Source organism: Mycobacterium adipatum, assembly GCF_001644575.1.
Classification (GTDB): domain Bacteria; phylum Actinomycetota; class Actinomycetes; order Mycobacteriales; family Mycobacteriaceae; genus Mycobacterium; species Mycobacterium adipatum.
The window spans coordinates 1,192,431-1,207,724 of record NZ_CP015596.1; the positions used below are offsets into that span (position 1 = coordinate 1,192,431).

Sequence of the window (15,294 nt, forward strand, 5' to 3'; positions counted from 1 at the left end):
GGCGTCACTCCTCGCCGAGAATTTGGTAGATCTCGCGGCGCGCGGTGTTGACGATATCGAGGATGCGCTGCTGCTGGTCGGACGACGCGGCGTGCGCCGCCTGCCCGACGGCCCCGAAGAGCTGGCCGAGTGCGGCCCGCAGGTTCACCGCGTTGGGGTCGGCGTCCTCGGCGATCTCGTCCCATGGCGCCGTCTCGATCGCGGCGGCCGCGGTGCGCCCCTCCGCGGTCAGCTCGAAGGTCTTCTTGCTTCCTTCGCTTTCGGTCGGGGTGATCAGGCCCTCGTCCACCAGCAGTTGCAGCGTGGGGTAGACCGAGCCGGGGCTCGGCTTCCACAGATCGTTACTGCGGGCGGCGATCTCCTGGGTCATCTCGTACCCGTGCATGGGGCGCTCGGTGAGCAGGGTCAGGATCGCGGCGCGGACATCGCCGCGCTTGCCGCGACCCCGCGGGCCGCGACCGCCGCGGCCGCGAGGCCCGCCGGGGCCGAACCCGAAACCGGGTCCGAAACCGGGTCCGAACCCTCGACCGAAGCCGGGGCCGAACGGGCCTTGCTGTCCGGCCGCCTGTGCACGGACGTGGTCACGGAACTCGCGGCGGCCATGTCGCCGGTCGAACCCGGTGGGGCCGAACGCTGCCGGGCCGAATCCGAACGGTAGACCGGGGGGTGTGAATGGGGTGTCCATAGGGGTGCCTCTTTCTGATGAGGAAGCCCGATGCGAGCTTCCGATACGTTTACGATATATCGAAACCTATCGCGATGCAACACCTAGTCCGCGCGGTCGTCGATTGCGGTCAGCAGCCACCTGGCCCATTCCGCCTGCATGGCCTCGAAACGTAGGCCGAACTCCAGGGCGGCGTGTCCATAGAAGGAGTCGTCGGAATCGTCGAACTGCAGGCTCTCGCGCAGCGCCCGCAAGCGGTGCAGCTCGGACTCGGCGTGCTCGACGAGTGCCTGCACATGCTTGGCGGCATCGGGTCGGGGGAGTTCGCCGAGCAGGAAGATCCGTAGTAGTTCCGGGCTGCGCCCGGGCGGGTCGTCCTGCGGATTGGTCACCCAGCGCAGCAGTTCGGCGTGCCCGGAGGCGGTCACGCGGTACACCTTGCGGCCGCGCGCCCCGATCTCGGCCACCTCGATCAATCCGTTGTCGGCCAACCGGTTCAGCTCGCCGTACAGCTGGCTCTGGGTGGCCGGCCAGACGTTGGCCATCGACTTCTCGAAACGGCGCATCAGGTCGTAACCGCTGCCGGGGTGCTGGGCGAGTAAACCGAGGGCCGCGATCCGCAAGCTCATGGCCGAACAGCCTACATTCCACTCTTGACATGTCACTAGTGGAATGTCAGGGTGATGCCATGACTGACGCCTCCGCGCTGCCCGCCGAGGGCGCCTTCTTCCTGCGGGGCAACTACGCCCCCGTCGTCGATGAGCTCACCGAATACAACCTGCCCGTGCACGGCGTGATCCCGCCCGAGATCGACGGGTGGTACCTGCGCAACGGACCCAACCCACGCCAGGCCACGGCGCATTGGTTCGCCGGGGACGGCATGATCCACGGTGTCCGAATCGAGGATGGGGCCGCGAAGTGGTATCGCAACCGGTGGGTGCGTACCGACAGCTTCGTCGAAGCATTCCCGCTCTACAACGACGACGGATCCCGCAATCTGCGTGCCGCGGTGGCCAACACCCACGTCGTCAGCCATGCGGGCAAGACGCTCGCACTGGTCGAGTCGTCGTTTCCCTACCAGATCAGCAATGAGCTGGAAACGTTGGGCGCCTACGATTTCGGCGGCAAGCTGACCAACTCCATGACGGCGCATCCCAAGATCTGTCCGGCCACCGGCGAGATGCACTTCTTCGGGTATGGCAGCCTTTTCGAACCGTATGTCACCTATCACCGGGTGGCCGAGGACGGCGAGCTGGTCCTCAACAGACCGGTGGATGTCAAGGCACACACCATGATGCACGACTTCGCGATGACCGCCGATCACGTGATCTTCATGGACCTGCCGATCGTCTTCGATATGGAGATGGCCGCCAGTGGCTCCGGTGATATGCCCTATCGCTGGAGTGACAGCTACGGTGCCCGGTTCGGGGTGCTGCGCCGCGATCAGCCGGACGCCGCGATCCGCTGGTTCGACATCGAACCGTGTTACATATTCCATGTCGCGAACGCGTTCGACGACGGGAATTCGATTGTGCTGCAGGCCGCGCGGTACCCCGAGCTGTGGCGCAACGACGGTGGCTTCGGTGAGCAGGCGATGCTGTGGGAGTGGCGGATCGATCTGGCAAGTGGGACGGTGCGCGAGCGCCAACTCGACGACCGTGCCATCGAGTTTCCGCGAATCGATGATCGGCTGGCCGGCCTGCCCGCGCGCTACTCGGTCTCGGTGGGCGACGCCGAGTTGGTGCGCCACGACCTGTCCACGGGGGAAGCCAGCACCCACTCCTTCGGGGCGGGGGTCTCCGGCGAGGCGGTGTTCGTGCCGGCCGCCGGTCCGGCCGATGAGAGTCGCGGTTGGTACCTGAGCTATGTCTACGACCCGACGCGTGACGGCAGTGATCTGGTGATCCTCGACGCGTCCGATTTCGGCGGGGAGCCGGTGGCGACCATCGCGCTGCCGCAGCGGGTGCCGTTCGGTTTTCACGGCAACTGGATCAACCGCTGAACGTCGCCGTCTCAGCATGTGGACGGCAGAGGTCCGCATCCCTCGTGTCGGTACCGGGGGTTGCGGCAACCGAATGCGTCGGTGTCTGTTCTGTTGCTGAAACTTCCGTTCGGTGTGTGCCACCGCGGCGCCCGGCCGCGGCACCCGGATGACGGCGCACCCGGTGGCGCAAACCACATCCAACCGGTGATGTGGGTGAGATCACGCAGGTCGTACTGGCCGGTAGCTTCTGCTCAGCAAACTGGCTGCCGGCATCTCAAGTCCTTGTGAAGGCAACAGGATAGTTTGCAGCAGTAACTATTGAATGTGCATCATCGCCTGTTTGCCAGTTTGTAGCCGTTGGCGAAAAATACCGTTCACCAGTTACGTTACGAAACCGCAATGTGCGGGTTTCGGAAATTTGACCGCCACTGCAACTTTACAAATCGCTCTTGACGTCAACTTACTGCTGGGTAAGTTCTGTCCGGTCCGGGGGAAACGCCTGAAGGGATGGCAAAGAGAACATGTCCATGCAATTGACGATGAAGCCCTACGTCACAGTGGGGGTCGCGCTCGTCGGAGCCAGCGTCATCGCGGTGGCGCCGATCGCCCCGCGCGCCGATCTGCACATGCCGTCGGTCAACCTGGCGGCCTCGATCGAGAACCCCATCACGGTCTTCAAGCCGGTCGTCAATGCCGCCGGGGACCTGATCCGGGAGACGCTGCAGAGCGAGCTGGCCGATCCGTTCCCGATCTTGCGTCAGATTTTCGCCAACCAGCAGTACACCGTGTCGAAGCTGCTCTCGGCCATCCACGGGGGCGGTGCCGCGCTGACCGAACTGGTGCAGGGTCTGCCGGCGGCGCTCAACGCCGCCGGCGCCATCCTGCGCACCGGCAATGTGAACGGCGCGATCGACAGTCTGGTGGCCAGCGGCCTGGGGCCGATCCTGAACTTCATCACCGGGGTCACCGTGCCGTTGCAGGATGCGTTCGAGCGCCCGTTCGCGGTCGGTCAGCAATTGGTCGCGGCGGCGTTCGAGACCGGGCTCGCGCTCACGGTGGCCCTGGCGCAGACGTTCATCGGTATCGGGTTCCCGGTCGGGACCACGCCGGTTCTGCAGAACCTGGTCACCGTCACCGAGTCGGTGCTCAAGTCGATCGGGACCCTGAACCCGATCAACGTCATCAACGCCGTCCAGAACGGGGTCGCCGATGTGTTGTTGAATGCGATCACCCATATCAGCGACTTCATGACGCAGTCGGTGCCCTACATCCGTGGGGTGATCGTCGATGCGCTCAAGGCGGGCCAGTCGACGACGGCCACCGCGACGGCCACCGCGACGGCCACCGCGACGGCTGCGGTAGCGACCGTCCCGGCCGCCGACGCGCCGACCGTCACGATCAGCATCCCGGGTGCCGAAACCGATGGCGGCGCACCGGCGGTCACCCCGGTGACGGACGCCGAGCAGCCCGCTGCCGAGGAGCAGGTGCAGGCGCCCGCCGACGACGTCGTCACGGAGGTGCCGGTCGACGACACCCCGGTTGACGAAGCCCCGGTCGAAGAGGTCGAGACCGAAGAGCCCGAGGAAGCCGCCGCGCCGGCCGTTCGGCCCAGCCTCAAACAGGCCGGCTCCGGAAAGACCTCGCCCAAGCGGGCGGGTAACCCGCGCGCCGCGGCCTGACCCACGAGAACGGTTGGCCTCCTGCGTCGTTCAGGGCAGGGGGCCAACCGCGCGGTCAGTGATCCGTCGGTGGCGCCGCGACCGCTGATCGCCGGAAGGCGACGATGACGATCACCGCAGCGGCCAGCACCAGCGTCGCCGCCAAAGTGGCGGTCGGCGCGATTCCCGAGTCGAACGCGGTATGCGCCGATGCGAGCAGCTTCTCGGCGATGGGCGCGGGTAGCTCGCCGGCGACCGCAGTCGCACCGCCGATGCTCTCGGCGGCGTCACCGGCCTGGGCGGGGGTCAGCCCGTCGGGCACCTGCACGTTGGCGCGGTAGAACGCGGTGAAGATGGTGCCCAGCGTCGCCGCGCCCACCACCGCGCCCAACTCGTAGGCGGTCTCCGACACCGCCGATGCGGCACCGGCTTTCGCCGCCGGCACCGATGCCACGATGGTGTCGTTCGAGATCGTCTGCGAGACGCCGACACCGAGCTCGAGCACGATGAACGACACGATGATCGCGGCGACGGACAGGTCGTGGCGGAACAGCAGGATCAAGATGAAACCGGCCGCGACGAACACCAGGCCGAACACGATCAGCGTCTGTGCGCTGAACCGCTTGGCCGCCTTGACCACTGAGATGCCGGCGATCATGGATACCACCGCACCGGGCAGGGTCACCAGCCCGGCCTCCAGCGGGCTCAACCCCAGCACCAGCTGCAGGTGCTGGGACACGAAGAAGATGAACCCGATCAGCCCGACGATCGACAGGAAGTTCGCCAGCACCGATGAGGTGAACGGCCCGTAGCGGAACAGTTCCATGTCGAGCATCGGGATCGGCCTGCGGTTCTGGCGCCGCACGAACAACACACCGGCACTGAGCCCCACCACGACTGCGATGACCACGAGCGCCGACAACCCGTCATGCGCGGCGGTCTTGATGGCCCAGACCAAGGGCAGCATCGCCACGAACGAGAGCGCCACGCTGACCAGATCCAACGGGCCCGGGTTCGGGTCACGGGACTCCGGCACCAGCTTCGGGGCCAGGATCAGCAGCGGCAGCAGTATCGGGACGGCGATCAGAAAGACCGAGCCCCAATGGAAATGCTCGAGCAGGGCGCCGCCGACGATCGGGCCGAGAGTCGAGCCGGCGGTGAAACAGGAGGCCCAGATGGCGATGGCCAACCGGCGTGCCGAGGCTTCGGTGAAGATATTGCGGATCAACGACAGTGTCGACGGCATCAGCATGGCGCCGAAGAATCCGAGCACCGCGCGGGCCAACACCAACATCTCGGCGGTGGGCGCGAAGGCCGCGACCGCGGACACGATCGCGAAGCCGCCGGCACCGATCAGCAGCAACCGTCGCCTGCCGATTCGGTCACCGAGGCTGCCCATGGCCACCAGCAGGGCGGCCAGCACCAGCGAGTACACGTCGACGATCCAGAGCTGGGTGGATGCCGCGGGCCGGAAGTCCTCGGCGATCGCCGGGAGCGCGAAGGCGAGCACGGTGTTGTCGATCGCGATCAGCATCACCGGCAGGGTGAGCACCGCGAGCGCGACCCAGGAGCGTCGGGGTGTGGTGGTCGGCGGTGTGGCCGATCGGGTGGTCATGTGATGGTTCCCTCGGTAAGGCTGTTCATGATGGCGTCGACGACCTGGTGTCGTGGTGTGTGGTCTTGTTTCATGGCTTCGTAGCCCGACAGCAGCAGTGACCAGAACACGCGTCGCGACCAGCCGGGCGGGTATTCCGGCTTGTCGGCGCTTGCGCGCGCGAGGATTTCGGCGATGGCCTCGTCGCCGGTGTCGAGATGGGCGGCCAGCTCCGGATCGGCCAGGATGGTCGGCTCGGTGTAGACGTAGAGCACGATCGGGCCGAGGTCGAGCTGGCATTCCACGACTCGGCGCAGCGCGGCGTGGATGGGTCCGCTGGTGGGATCGGCCGCTTCGATGGCGGCATTGCTGGCGGCGTGCACGTGCAGGGCGACCGCGCGGAGCAGGTCGCTGCGCTCGGGGAAATGGCGGTGCAAGGTGCTGCGCCCGACACCGGCGACCTCGGCGATATCGGACAGGGTGGCCGCCGGGTTGTCGGTGATCACCGAGATCGCGGCCTCGATGATGGCGCGGCGGGTGCGGGCGCGCGCACCGGATTCGCCCACGTCGAGGACACTCATGGCGCTAACTGTAGCACTGGCATCCCAAAACGGGACAGCCGTGTCCCATTTTGACTCAGGTGGGTGGCCGAACCTGCAGGCGGGCCAGTTCACGACGGTGGCGTTCGGCGAGGACCGCGGCCAGCACGCGTTCCGGTGCCGCGCCCGGCGGCGGTGGCGGCGCGATGCGCGGGATCACCTCGGCGGCGATCCGTTGCCCCATCTGGGCGCGCATCACCGGGTCCAGCTGCTCGGCCCGGGACAGGAACTGCCGTGCCATCTCGGCCTGTGCGGCGTCCAGTCCGGCCAGCTGCAGCGTCGCGGCCCACCAGGCCAGCTCGGGCGGCATCATCGGCGGCGGGTTCAGCTTCGGGGCGCGCTCGCTGATCACCATGGTGCCGGCGAACACGTCCCCGAGGCGTTTGCCCCGCGGGGAGAGCATGCTGCAGATGACCGCGGGGCCCCCGGTCAGCATCCAGATCTCGATGACACTGGAGAGTGCGCGAAATACCGCCTGACGCAATCGCTCTGGGCCTCCGTCATCGGAGACCACCCGGAGCCCCAGGGCCATCTTGCCCAGTGACCTGCCGCGGGTGGCGGATTCGAACACCACCGGATAACCGACCAGAACCAGCACCATGACGATGAGCAACACCGCCGCCGAGAGCGCCTGATCGAACTCCGAGACGGTCAACACCCACCCCATGGCCAGCACCGCATAGCCGGTGGCCATCACCGCCACGTCGATGAGGGCGGCCGCGGCGCGCACCGGTAGCTGGGCGATGGAGACGTTGAGCTCGACGGCATCACCGGTCACCACGGGATCTGGCTGGAACACCATGCCCACAAACGCTACTAGGATCGCGGCCGTGGATGTCGATGCGTTCGTGCTCGCCCACAGTCCGGCATGGGACCGTCTTGAGCAGCTGGTCAAGCGGCGCCGCACACTCACCGGAGTGGAGGTCGACGAGCTTGTCGACCTGTATCAGCGGGTCTCGACCCATCTTTCGGTGGCTCGCAGCGCGACCGGTGACGCCGTCCTGATCGGCAGGCTCTCGGGCCTGGTTGCACGGGCGCGCGCCGCCGTCACCGGGGCGCACGCGCCGCTGGGCCAGGAGTTCGTGCGGTTGTGGACCGTCTCGTTCCCGGTGGTCGCCTACGAGTGCCGCCGGTGGTGGCTGGCCTCGGCGCTGAGCTTCCTCGTCGTCGCCGTGGTGATCGGATTCTGGGTGGCCGGCAGCCCCGAGGTCCGTGCCACCCTGGGCACCCCCGCCGAGTTGGAGCAGCTGATCAACCACGACTTCGAGTCGTACTACAGCGAGAATCCGGCCGGATCGTTCGCGCTGCGGGTGTGGGTCAACAACGCCTGGGTGGCCGCCCAGTGCATCGGATTCGCCATCTTGCTGGGACTGCCGATTCCGTGGGTGTTGTTCCAGAACGCGGCCAATGTCGGGGTGTCCGGGGGGCTGATGTTCGGCGCCGGCAAGGGCGATCTGTTCCTGGGTCTGCTCACCCCGCACGGACTGCTGGAGTTGACGGCGGTGTTCCTGGCGGCGGCGGCCGGGATGCGGCTGGGCTGGTCGGTGATCGCGCCGGGGAACCGGCCGCGCGGGCAGGTGCTGGCCGAACGCGGTCGCGCCGTCATCTCCGTGGCCGGCGGACTGGTGGTGGTGCTGCTCATCTCGGGCCTGATCGAGGCGCTGGTGACGCCCTCACCGCTGCCGACGTATGCCCGGATCGCCATCGGTGTCACCGCCGAGGTCGCTTTCCTGGCCTATGTGGTGCACTTCGGGCGCAGGGCCGCGAGAGCCGGTGAGACCGGTGATATCGCGGACGCACCGGATGTGGTGCCCACCACCTAGAGCTTGCCGGCGGCCTTCATGGCCAAATACCGATCCGCCAGCGCGGGTGCCAACTGCTCTGGGAGGGCATCGATCACACCGACGCCATGGTTGCGCAGCCGGGCGGCGATCGCGTGCCGGTCATTGCGCGATCGCTCCGCCGCCGCGGCGTCGTACACCTGCGCCGCATCGCTGCGTCCCGCGGCCAGCGCGTCGACCCGTGGATCGGAGACCGCCGCCAGCAGCACCTGGTGTTTCGCCGCCAACTGCGCCACCACACCCATCAGTCCCTCGTCCAGGGCCGACGCATTCAGATCGGTGAGCAGGACGACCAGGGCGCGGCGGCGCACCCGGCGCTGGACCGCGGCCACCATGGCCGCGGCGTCGGACTCCAGCAGCGCGGGCTGCAGGGGTGCCATCGCGGCCACCAACTGGGCGAGCAGGTCGCGCCGGGAGGCATGGAACAGTCCGGCGCGGGTGACCCGGTCGTGGGCAAGGAAGTCCACGTGGTCTCCGGCGCGGGCGGCCAACGCGGCCAGCAGCAGTGCCGCGTCCATCGACCAGTCCAGCCGGGGCCAGCCGGTGGGATCCGAGGACAACGGATCCACCCCGATCCGGCCCGCCGACGTCCGGCCGGTGTCGAGCACGATGACCACCCGCCGGTCGCGCTCGGGACGCCAGGTGCGGACCACCACATCGGCTCGTCGCGCGGTGGCGCGCCAGTCGATGGAGCGCACATCGTCACCGTCGACATACTCACGCAGCGAATCGAATTCGGTGCCCTGGCCCCGGATCAGCACCGGAACCATACCGTCGAGCTCGCGCAGCTTGGCCAATCGGGACGGCAGGTGTTTGCGGGACAAAAACGGCGGCAGGATGCGTACCCGCCACGGCGCGTCGTGGGAGTACTGCCGCCCGGCGAGCCCCAGCGGTCCGAGTGTGCGCACGGTGACCTGTGCGCCGTCGAGGTCACCTCGCCGCAGCGGTGCCAGGGTGGTGTGCAGGCGGGTTCGCCCGCCGGCCGGGATGTCCACCGGTCCGCTGCGGGGTTGCGCACGGGCGCTCGGCGCCCAGGCGTCCCGCATCTCGCCACGCAGTCGCCGCGCGCCCGGATGGTGCACCTCCACGACGATGTCGACGGGCTGTCCCAACCGTGCCGAGGTGTCACCCGAGCGGGTCACCCTCAGCCGCCTGGGGCTGGCCGCCAGGGCGGTGTCGACGCTCAAGACCGCCACGATCGCCGCCACCACGACGACGAAAGTTGTGGCGGGCCAGGGTGATACCGCGATCGGCAGAATGCCGATCAGTGCCAGCAGGCCGGCCCGGCCGGTGAGGATCACCAGCGCGGCACCGGCACGGTCGCCAGGATGCCGTCGAGCACACCGTCCGGGTCGGCGCCCTCCAGCTCGGCCTCCGGCCGCAACGCGATCCGGTGCCGCAGCGTCGGCCGGGCCATCGCCTTCACATCGTCGGGGGTTACGTAGTCGCGGCCGGACAGCCACGCCCAGGACCGCGCGGTGGCCAGTAGTGCTGTCGCGCCGCGCGGTGACACCCCGAGCTGCAGGGCGGGCGAATGCCGGGTGGCACCGGCGATGTCGACGATGTAGCCCAGTATCTCGTTGGCCACCAATACGTTGCGCACCGCGTCGCGGCCGGCCGCCAAATCGGCGGCCCCGGCCACCGGCGTCAGTCCGGACAGATCGCGGGGATCGAAACCGCCGGCGTGCCGACCGAGGATCGCGATCTCCTGATCGCGGGGTGGCAGCGGCACATTCAGTTTGAGCAGGAACCGGTCCAGCTGAGCCTCGGGAAGCTGGTAGGTGCCCTCGTACTCGATGGGATTCTGGGTGGCCGCCACGATGAACGGGTCGGGCAGCGCGCGGGGCTCGCCGTCGACGGTGACCTGGCGTTCCTCCATCGCCTCCAGCAGCGCCGCCTGGGTTTTCGGTGGGGTGCGGTTGATCTCGTCGGCCAACAGCAGATTGGCGAACACCGGGCCGGCGCGGAACTCGAACTCCGCGGTGCGGGCGTCATAGACCAGCGAGCCGGTGACATCGCCGGGCATCAGATCCGGGGTGAACTGCACCCGCTTGAAATCCAACTGCAAGGCGGCCGCCAGGCTGCGCACCAGCAGCGTCTTCGCCACGCCCGGAACACCTTCGAGCAATACGTGGCCACGGCAGAGCAGCGCGATGACCAGACCGCTGACCACCGCCTCCTGCCCGATGACGGCCTTGGATATCTCGGTGCGCAGGGCGAGCAGTGCCTCCCGGGCGGCGTCCGGGTGCGAGGGTGGCGTCACGACTGGGTGACCTGCCTTTCGAGATCGTCGAGTTGGTGTGCCAGTTCGAGAAGTTCGGCATCGGTGCCCGGTGCGGGCCCGTACAGCACGGCCTCGCAGTCACGGCCGATGCGCTGGGCGAGGGCCGCGGTGACCGCCGACGGCGACGGGTTGTGCCCGAGTCCGAGACGGGGGAGCAGCCGGGCTCGTGCCGCGGTGCGCAGCGCGTCCGCCGCCCTATCGCGCGCGCGGTGCGCACGATAGAGCCGGGCCCGGCCCTCCACCGTCTCCGAGGCTCGCACCACGACGGGCAACTGCTCGGCGACCAGGGGTCCCAGCCGGCGACCGCGCCACCATGCGACCAGCACCACTGCGAGACACAGCTGAAGGACCATCCACCTTATCTGGCGTGGAGCCAGGTCGAGCAGCGATGCCTCTCCGGCGGATCCGCCCTCGAGCCGCTGGGGCGCGTACCAGATCACCCGGCCGTGGGTACCCGCCAGATTCATCGCCAGCGCGGCGCTGCCCTGGCCCAGCAGGCCGGCGTTGGTCATGAACTCCGAACTGCCGACCACGGTGGTGGTGCGCCCGGATTCGGTGTAGCGCACCAGGGCGCCGTCATAGCAGCGGGTGACCGGGGTGTCGCCGTCGCCTCGGTAGCTCTCGCTGAGGCCGAAGTGCACGTCACCGGCGCTTACCGCCTCCCGCAGCTCACACATCGGCTGGCCGCCGAACTGGATCGAGCCGTCGAGACGGATCGATGGTGCCAGTCGTTCCCGGGTCCGTGCGGACGGGGCGACCAACAGCCGGTCTCCGGGCAGTGCGGCCAGCGTGTTCAGCCCCTCGTCGTCGAGCAGGAAGAAGGTCTGCGCGACGAGGATCAGAGTGTCCGGCCGGGCCGCGGCGATGACGTCGTCGAGATCCTCGGCGACATCGACGGCGACGCCGTGGTCGCGCAGCAGCGTGACCAGCGCATGGGCGCCGTCGGGTGACGTCGAGTCGGCCTCCATCAACCCACCCGGCCGCGGGGCGGTCAGATAGGCGCCGAGCGCGGAGACCAGTGCGATCATCAGCAGCGCCAGGAAGACCCAGCGCGCGGTACGCAAGCGCTGTTTCGTCACGTCGACACCGCCGTGCGCACACTGCGGTCCAGCGCGACGATCCGGCGGTACTCGTCCTCGGTGCCGCACTGGGCGCCGTAGGTCACCGCATTAAAGGTATTTGCAGCGTAATGGAACTCGGCAGTCAGGCCGGGTCGGGCGGCACCGGCGTCGCGGGCCAGTTCGGTCGCGGTGCGGCCCGGTACGGGGTCCAGGGTGCCGGCCTGCTCGAGCTCACGCGCCACCGCGCGCAACCGATGGCCGATCGCCATGGCCCAATCACCCTGCGCGGCAGACCGTTCGGCCTCAGCTCGGTGCTGCTCGGCGCTGAGTTCCCGGGACCCGAACAGGGCCGCGGCGGATCCGCGATCGGTGCGCATCGTGCGCCGGGCGATTCTGACCACCAGGTAGCCGGCGATGGCGAGCAGCGTCAGCAGCAGCCCGAGGGTGATCCAACCACCCGGCAGCCACGAGCCGTCGGTGAACACCTTGTAGAGGATGTCGTCGAACCAGGCCATCAGCTGTTCGGTCAGCGAGGGCCGCGGATAGATGGGCTTGCCGAGTTCGCGCTGCGCAGCATCGTGCGCGGCGTCGCCGTCGATATCGAGACCGGTCACGTCAGGGCCGGCGGGTCAGCCACAGGTCGTCGGTGGATTCGGCGGGCGAGGCGGGCGCCCGTCCGGCGCCCGTCTGTAGCACCAGGTCGAACGCCTCGGAGCGGATCCGGCGGTCGGTGTACTGCAGCACCACGACCCCGGCGGTGAACGGCGCGGTGAGAATCTGCCCGATCGAGCTGCCGACGGCGGCCAGCACCAGTCCGGCCAGCGCCGTGCCGGCCGAGCCGCCCATGATGATCAGGGCTTGAGATCCGAGGCTGAAGGGCATGGAGACGGCTCCGGAGATCAGTCCGGCAACCAGCACGGCCAGCAACCGGATGCCGAACACCCGCCAGAAGTCGTGGCGCACCAGGGCGAAGGACCGCTCGATCGCCGCGATGACGGGCAGTCGCTCCAACACGATCAGGGTCGGCGCGAAGCTGAGCTTGGTGAACACGAAGGCCAGCGCGACCACCGTTCCGAGCACCAGCGGCACGCCCACGGCGAAGGCCAGCCAGCCGTTGAGGACGAACGCCACCACCGCGATCACACCCGCAACCGCTGCCACCAGGAGCACGACTCCGAGTGATTCCAGGGCGGTGTAGCCCAGCAAGGCCGGTAGCCGGCCTTTCACCCGTTGCCAGGCCTCGCCGATGGTGATGGCGGAACCGAACACCGCCCGGCCCACGATCACCGTGAGCAGTCCGCTGAGCAGGATCATCGAGATCCAGGTGGCCAGACCGCCGGCCAGGCCGCCGAGCACGGAACCGACCAGGACGGAAACGTCCGGGTCGGGCCCGGTCAGGTTGGGGGGCTCCAGGATGCCGCTGGTCGCCAGCGGCCCGAACTGCAGCAGCAGGGCCAGTGACTGGGCGATGAGGACCACGATGGTCGTCACGCCGAGGGTGGTCTTGGGGTTGGCCCGGATATAGCCGAAGGCGCCGTTGAAGATATCGGACAGGTTCAGTGGGCGCAGTGCGATGATGCCGGGCTGGATCGGCAGGTGGTAGGGCGGCGGGGGATAGTACGAGTGGTACCCGCCGGCATCGCTACGCATGGCTCCATCCTGTCATTGGCGTAGCGTCGCAGCCATGGCGGAATTGAAGGACAGGTTGCGTGCCGACCTGACGTCGGCGATGAAGGCGCAGGACAAGCTGCGCACTGCGACGCTGCGCATGTTGCTGGCATCGATCCAGTCCGAGGAGGTTTCGGGTAGGGCTGCCCGTGAGTTGTCCGACGAGGATGTGCTCAAGGTGCTGGCACGGGAGGCGAAGAAGCGCGGCGAGGCGGCCGAGATCTACACCCAGAACGGCCGCGGTGAGTTGGCGGCCAATGAGCATGCCGAGGCCCGCATCATCGACGAGTACCTGCCCACCCCGCTGACCGATGCCGAGTTGGTCGACGTGGTGGACACCGCGCTGGCCCAGGTTGCCGAGGAACTCGGTGAGCGCCCCGGAGTCCGGCAGATGGGTCAGGTGATGAAGGCGGCCAACGCGATTGCGGCGGGCAAGGCCGACGGGGCGCGGTTATCCGCGGCCGTGAAGGCCCGCCTGTAGTTCGGCGCGCGCGCGGCGTTCGACGAGCAGCGCGACATAGTCGCGGACGGTGCTGGTGATGAAGTGCTTGTGCGCCGCGGCGACGGTGGCGGTGACGCGCTCCGCAGGAACCTCGGTGAAACGTTTCATCAGGCGGCTCTCGACGCTCGCGATTTGTTCACCCTCATCGATCTTCAGCACGAGTGGATCCTCGTTGAGAGCCGACTCGCCGGTCAACTCGGCACGGCGAGTTCTTGCTCACAACCGCCAGAGCGCCTGTTGGGCGGTGTTGGCGATGAGCGAGCCCGACGTGTCGTAGAGCCCGCCGGCGACCAGTCCGCGGGAGTGGCTGTTGCCCAGGGAATCGACCTCATAGCGGTGCCAGGCGTGCGGCACGAACGGCCGGTGAAACCACACCGAGTGGTCCAGGCTGGCGGCGTACCCGATGTTCTCGGCGACCGGGGTGCCCGGCGGGCGGGCCGCGGGAACCGGCCCGAGATCGGACATGTAGGTGAGCGTGCAGGCGCGGATGAGCGGGTCGTCCTCGATCGGGTCGCGGGTGCGGATCCAGAACGGGGGCACCGCGAACGGTGAATCGTCGTCGGGATTGCAGCGCAGTTCGAAGCGGTCCACCACATCGAGATCGGGGTTCTTCGGCACGGCATCGTCGAGTGCGACGCTGGGGGTCCGCGGTGGGAACCAGTCCGCGCCCGGCTCGTCGATCTGGAACGACGCGATCATCTCCAGGATCACCTTGCCCTGCTGGCGGGCGGTGACCCGGCGGGTGTCGAAGGAGCGCCCGTCGCGGGTGCGTTCGACCTGCAGTTCGACATCGACTCCGTGCTGGCCGCCGCGCACGAAGTAGGCGTGTAGCGACTGGGGGTGCTTGTCCGGGTCGACCGTGGCCCCGGCGGCGCCCAGCGACTGGGCGGCGATCAGCCCGCCGAACAGCCGCGCTCCCGGCCCGTCCCACTGCGGCGCGAGGAACACATCGCGGTCGCGGTCGAAATCGAGCAGTGCGGCGACCCAGCTGTTGGTGGTCATCTCCGGACCGTATCAACCGCTCGGTTGGGCGCGGGTGCCGGTGCCCAGTCGCCTAGGGTCGGGTTGACACCGCGGCGGCGACGCGGTCCAGAGCTTCGGCATTGACCCGGTAGTAGGCCCACTTGCCGCGCTGATCGCGACTCACCAGGCCGGCGTCGACCAGCATTCTCATGTGATGCGACACGGTGGGCTGGCTCAATCCCAGTGGTTCGGTGAGGTCGCAGATGCAGGCTTCGGCGCCTTCCGAGGCCGCGATGAGGGACACCAACTTGACCCGCGCCGGGTCGGCGAGCGCCTTGAACACCGACGCGAGCCGTTCGGCGGCGGCGGTATCGAGTGCGCCGCCGGTCAGCGGTGAGCAGCACGCGGCCGCGTCGACGGCGATCTCGGGTGCGATGGCGTGCGGCATGCGATCCATCATGACACACGCATTGACA

Annotated in this window: 17 protein-coding genes; 4 read left to right on the plus strand and 13 right to left on the minus strand. The window is 68.3% G+C overall.

Going from position 1 to position 15,294, the window contains the following annotated elements:
- Positions 1 to 4: 4 nt before the first annotated feature.
- Complete coding sequence (locus A7U43_RS05545; RefSeq protein ID WP_067992109.1) at positions 5 to 685, minus strand: PadR family transcriptional regulator; 681 nt, start codon at positions 683 to 685, stop codon at positions 5 to 7.
- Positions 686 to 768: 83 nt separating this feature from the next.
- Positions 769 to 1,293 carry a PadR family transcriptional regulator gene (locus A7U43_RS05550; protein WP_067992112.1) on the minus strand — a complete coding sequence of 175 codons (525 nt, stop codon included), beginning with the start codon at positions 1,291 to 1,293 and terminating at the stop codon, positions 769 to 771.
- 59 nt (positions 1,294 to 1,352) lie between these two features.
- Here A7U43_RS05550 and A7U43_RS05555 point away from each other — a divergent pair, with 59 nt between their 5' ends.
- Both A7U43_RS05555 and A7U43_RS05560 read left to right on the plus strand, forming a co-directional pair.
- Positions 1,353 to 2,666 (plus strand): carotenoid oxygenase family protein, encoded by a 1,314-nt coding sequence (locus A7U43_RS05555; RefSeq protein WP_067992114.1) that lies wholly within the window; start codon positions 1,353 to 1,355, stop codon positions 2,664 to 2,666.
- Between the two features lie 503 nt (positions 2,667 to 3,169).
- Complete coding sequence (locus tag A7U43_RS05560) at positions 3,170 to 4,327, plus strand: hypothetical protein (protein WP_156525853.1); 1,158 nt, start codon at positions 3,170 to 3,172, stop codon at positions 4,325 to 4,327.
- A gap of 55 nt (positions 4,328 to 4,382) precedes the next feature.
- Here A7U43_RS05560 and lfrA read toward each other — a convergent pair whose 3' ends face one another.
- The 3 genes from lfrA to A7U43_RS05575 are packed head-to-tail and all read right to left on the minus strand — an operon-like array spanning position 4,383 to position 7,301.
- On the minus strand, positions 4,383 to 5,921 hold the full coding sequence (gene lfrA, locus A7U43_RS05565) for an efflux MFS transporter LfrA (protein ID WP_067992120.1): 1,539 nt from the start codon (positions 5,919 to 5,921) through the stop codon (positions 4,383 to 4,385).
- The gene (locus tag A7U43_RS05570; RefSeq protein WP_067992124.1) at positions 5,918 to 6,481 is read right to left on the minus strand and encodes a TetR/AcrR family transcriptional regulator; all 564 of its coding nucleotides are present in this window, start codon (positions 6,479 to 6,481) and stop codon (positions 5,918 to 5,920) included. Before A7U43_RS05570 ends, lfrA begins: the two co-directional genes overlap by 4 nt.
- Before the next feature lie 55 nt (positions 6,482 to 6,536).
- On the minus strand, positions 6,537 to 7,301 hold the full coding sequence (locus A7U43_RS05575) for an RDD family protein (protein WP_068001979.1): 765 nt from the start codon (positions 7,299 to 7,301) through the stop codon (positions 6,537 to 6,539).
- 28 nt (positions 7,302 to 7,329) lie between these two features.
- On the opposite strand from A7U43_RS05575, the gene A7U43_RS05580 reads away from it, so the two are divergent.
- The gene (locus A7U43_RS05580) at positions 7,330 to 8,322 is read left to right on the plus strand and encodes a stage II sporulation protein M (RefSeq protein ID WP_067992127.1); all 993 of its coding nucleotides are present in this window, start codon (positions 7,330 to 7,332) and stop codon (positions 8,320 to 8,322) included.
- Here A7U43_RS05580 and A7U43_RS05585 read toward each other — a convergent pair.
- The 5 genes from A7U43_RS05585 to A7U43_RS05605 are packed head-to-tail and all read right to left on the minus strand — an operon-like array spanning position 8,319 to position 13,335.
- Positions 8,319 to 9,641 carry a DUF58 domain-containing protein gene (locus tag A7U43_RS05585; RefSeq protein WP_067992128.1) on the minus strand — a complete coding sequence of 441 codons (1,323 nt, stop codon included), beginning with the start codon at positions 9,639 to 9,641 and terminating at the stop codon, positions 8,319 to 8,321. The genes A7U43_RS05580 and A7U43_RS05585 overlap by 4 nt on opposite strands.
- Positions 9,638 to 10,603, minus strand: coding sequence for an AAA family ATPase (locus tag A7U43_RS05590; RefSeq protein WP_067992132.1), 966 nt, complete (start codon positions 10,601 to 10,603; stop codon positions 9,638 to 9,640). Before A7U43_RS05590 ends, A7U43_RS05585 begins: the two co-directional genes overlap by 4 nt.
- Positions 10,600 to 11,703, minus strand: coding sequence for a DUF4350 domain-containing protein (locus A7U43_RS05595; RefSeq protein WP_067992134.1), 1,104 nt, complete (start codon positions 11,701 to 11,703; stop codon positions 10,600 to 10,602). The genes A7U43_RS05590 and A7U43_RS05595 overlap by 4 nt, the downstream gene beginning before the upstream one ends.
- Entirely contained in the window at positions 11,700 to 12,299 is a 600-nt protein-coding gene (locus tag A7U43_RS05600; RefSeq protein WP_067992136.1) for a DUF4129 domain-containing protein, read from the minus strand. Before A7U43_RS05600 ends, A7U43_RS05595 begins: the two co-directional genes overlap by 4 nt.
- A 1-nt stretch (position 12,300) precedes the next feature.
- Positions 12,301 to 13,335, minus strand: a complete 1,035-nt coding sequence (locus tag A7U43_RS05605; RefSeq protein ID WP_067992140.1) for a DUF7847 domain-containing protein — start codon at positions 13,333 to 13,335, stop codon at positions 12,301 to 12,303.
- Positions 13,336 to 13,369: 34 nt separating this feature from the next.
- Here A7U43_RS05605 and A7U43_RS05610 point away from each other — a divergent pair, with 34 nt between their 5' ends.
- On the plus strand, positions 13,370 to 13,834 hold the full coding sequence (locus A7U43_RS05610) for a GatB/YqeY domain-containing protein (RefSeq protein ID WP_067992144.1): 465 nt from the start codon (positions 13,370 to 13,372) through the stop codon (positions 13,832 to 13,834).
- On the opposite strand, the gene A7U43_RS05615 is transcribed toward A7U43_RS05610, so the two are convergent.
- From A7U43_RS05615 to A7U43_RS05625, 3 genes are read right to left on the minus strand one after another with little or no spacing between them, the layout of a single operon-like run.
- Positions 13,805 to 14,014 carry a three-helix bundle dimerization domain-containing protein gene (locus tag A7U43_RS05615; protein ID WP_156525854.1) on the minus strand — a complete coding sequence of 70 codons (210 nt, stop codon included), beginning with the start codon at positions 14,012 to 14,014 and terminating at the stop codon, positions 13,805 to 13,807. The two genes, A7U43_RS05610 and A7U43_RS05615, sit on opposite strands and share 30 nt — an antisense overlap.
- 57 nt (positions 14,015 to 14,071) lie before the next feature.
- Positions 14,072 to 14,857 carry an acyl-CoA thioesterase gene (locus A7U43_RS05620; protein ID WP_067992152.1) on the minus strand — a complete coding sequence of 262 codons (786 nt, stop codon included), beginning with the start codon at positions 14,855 to 14,857 and terminating at the stop codon, positions 14,072 to 14,074.
- A 52-nt stretch (positions 14,858 to 14,909) separates the two neighbouring features.
- Positions 14,910 to 15,266: an ArsR/SmtB family transcription factor gene (locus A7U43_RS05625; RefSeq protein ID WP_082902376.1), complete on the minus strand. Its 357-nt coding sequence runs from the start codon at positions 15,264 to 15,266 to the stop codon at positions 14,910 to 14,912.
- Between the last annotated feature and the right edge of the window lie 28 nt (positions 15,267 to 15,294).

Coding starts and splice junctions, on each gene's coding strand:
- A7U43_RS05545 (WP_067992109.1), bottom strand. CDS start 685: ATGGACACCCCATTCACACCCCCCGGTCTACCGTTCGGATTCGGCCCG.
- A7U43_RS05550 (WP_067992112.1), bottom strand. CDS start 1,293: ATGAGCTTGCGGATCGCGGCCCTCGGTTTACTCGCCCAGCACCCCGGC.
- A7U43_RS05555 (WP_067992114.1), top strand. CDS start 1,353: ATGACTGACGCCTCCGCGCTGCCCGCCGAGGGCGCCTTCTTCCTGCGG.
- A7U43_RS05560 (WP_156525853.1), top strand. CDS start 3,170: ATGTCCATGCAATTGACGATGAAGCCCTACGTCACAGTGGGGGTCGCG.
- lfrA (WP_067992120.1), bottom strand. CDS start 5,921: ATGACCACCCGATCGGCCACACCGCCGACCACCACACCCCGACGCTCC.
- A7U43_RS05570 (WP_067992124.1), bottom strand. CDS start 6,481: ATGAGTGTCCTCGACGTGGGCGAATCCGGTGCGCGCGCCCGCACCCGC.
- A7U43_RS05575 (WP_068001979.1), bottom strand. CDS start 7,301: ATGGTGTTCCAGCCAGATCCCGTGGTGACCGGTGATGCCGTCGAGCTC.
- A7U43_RS05605 (WP_067992140.1), bottom strand. CDS start 13,335: ATGCGTAGCGATGCCGGCGGGTACCACTCGTACTATCCCCCGCCGCCC.
- A7U43_RS05610 (WP_067992144.1), top strand. CDS start 13,370: ATGGCGGAATTGAAGGACAGGTTGCGTGCCGACCTGACGTCGGCGATG.
- A7U43_RS05620 (WP_067992152.1), bottom strand. CDS start 14,857: ATGACCACCAACAGCTGGGTCGCCGCACTGCTCGATTTCGACCGCGAC.
- A7U43_RS05625 (WP_082902376.1), bottom strand. CDS start 15,266: ATGCCGCACGCCATCGCACCCGAGATCGCCGTCGACGCGGCCGCGTGC.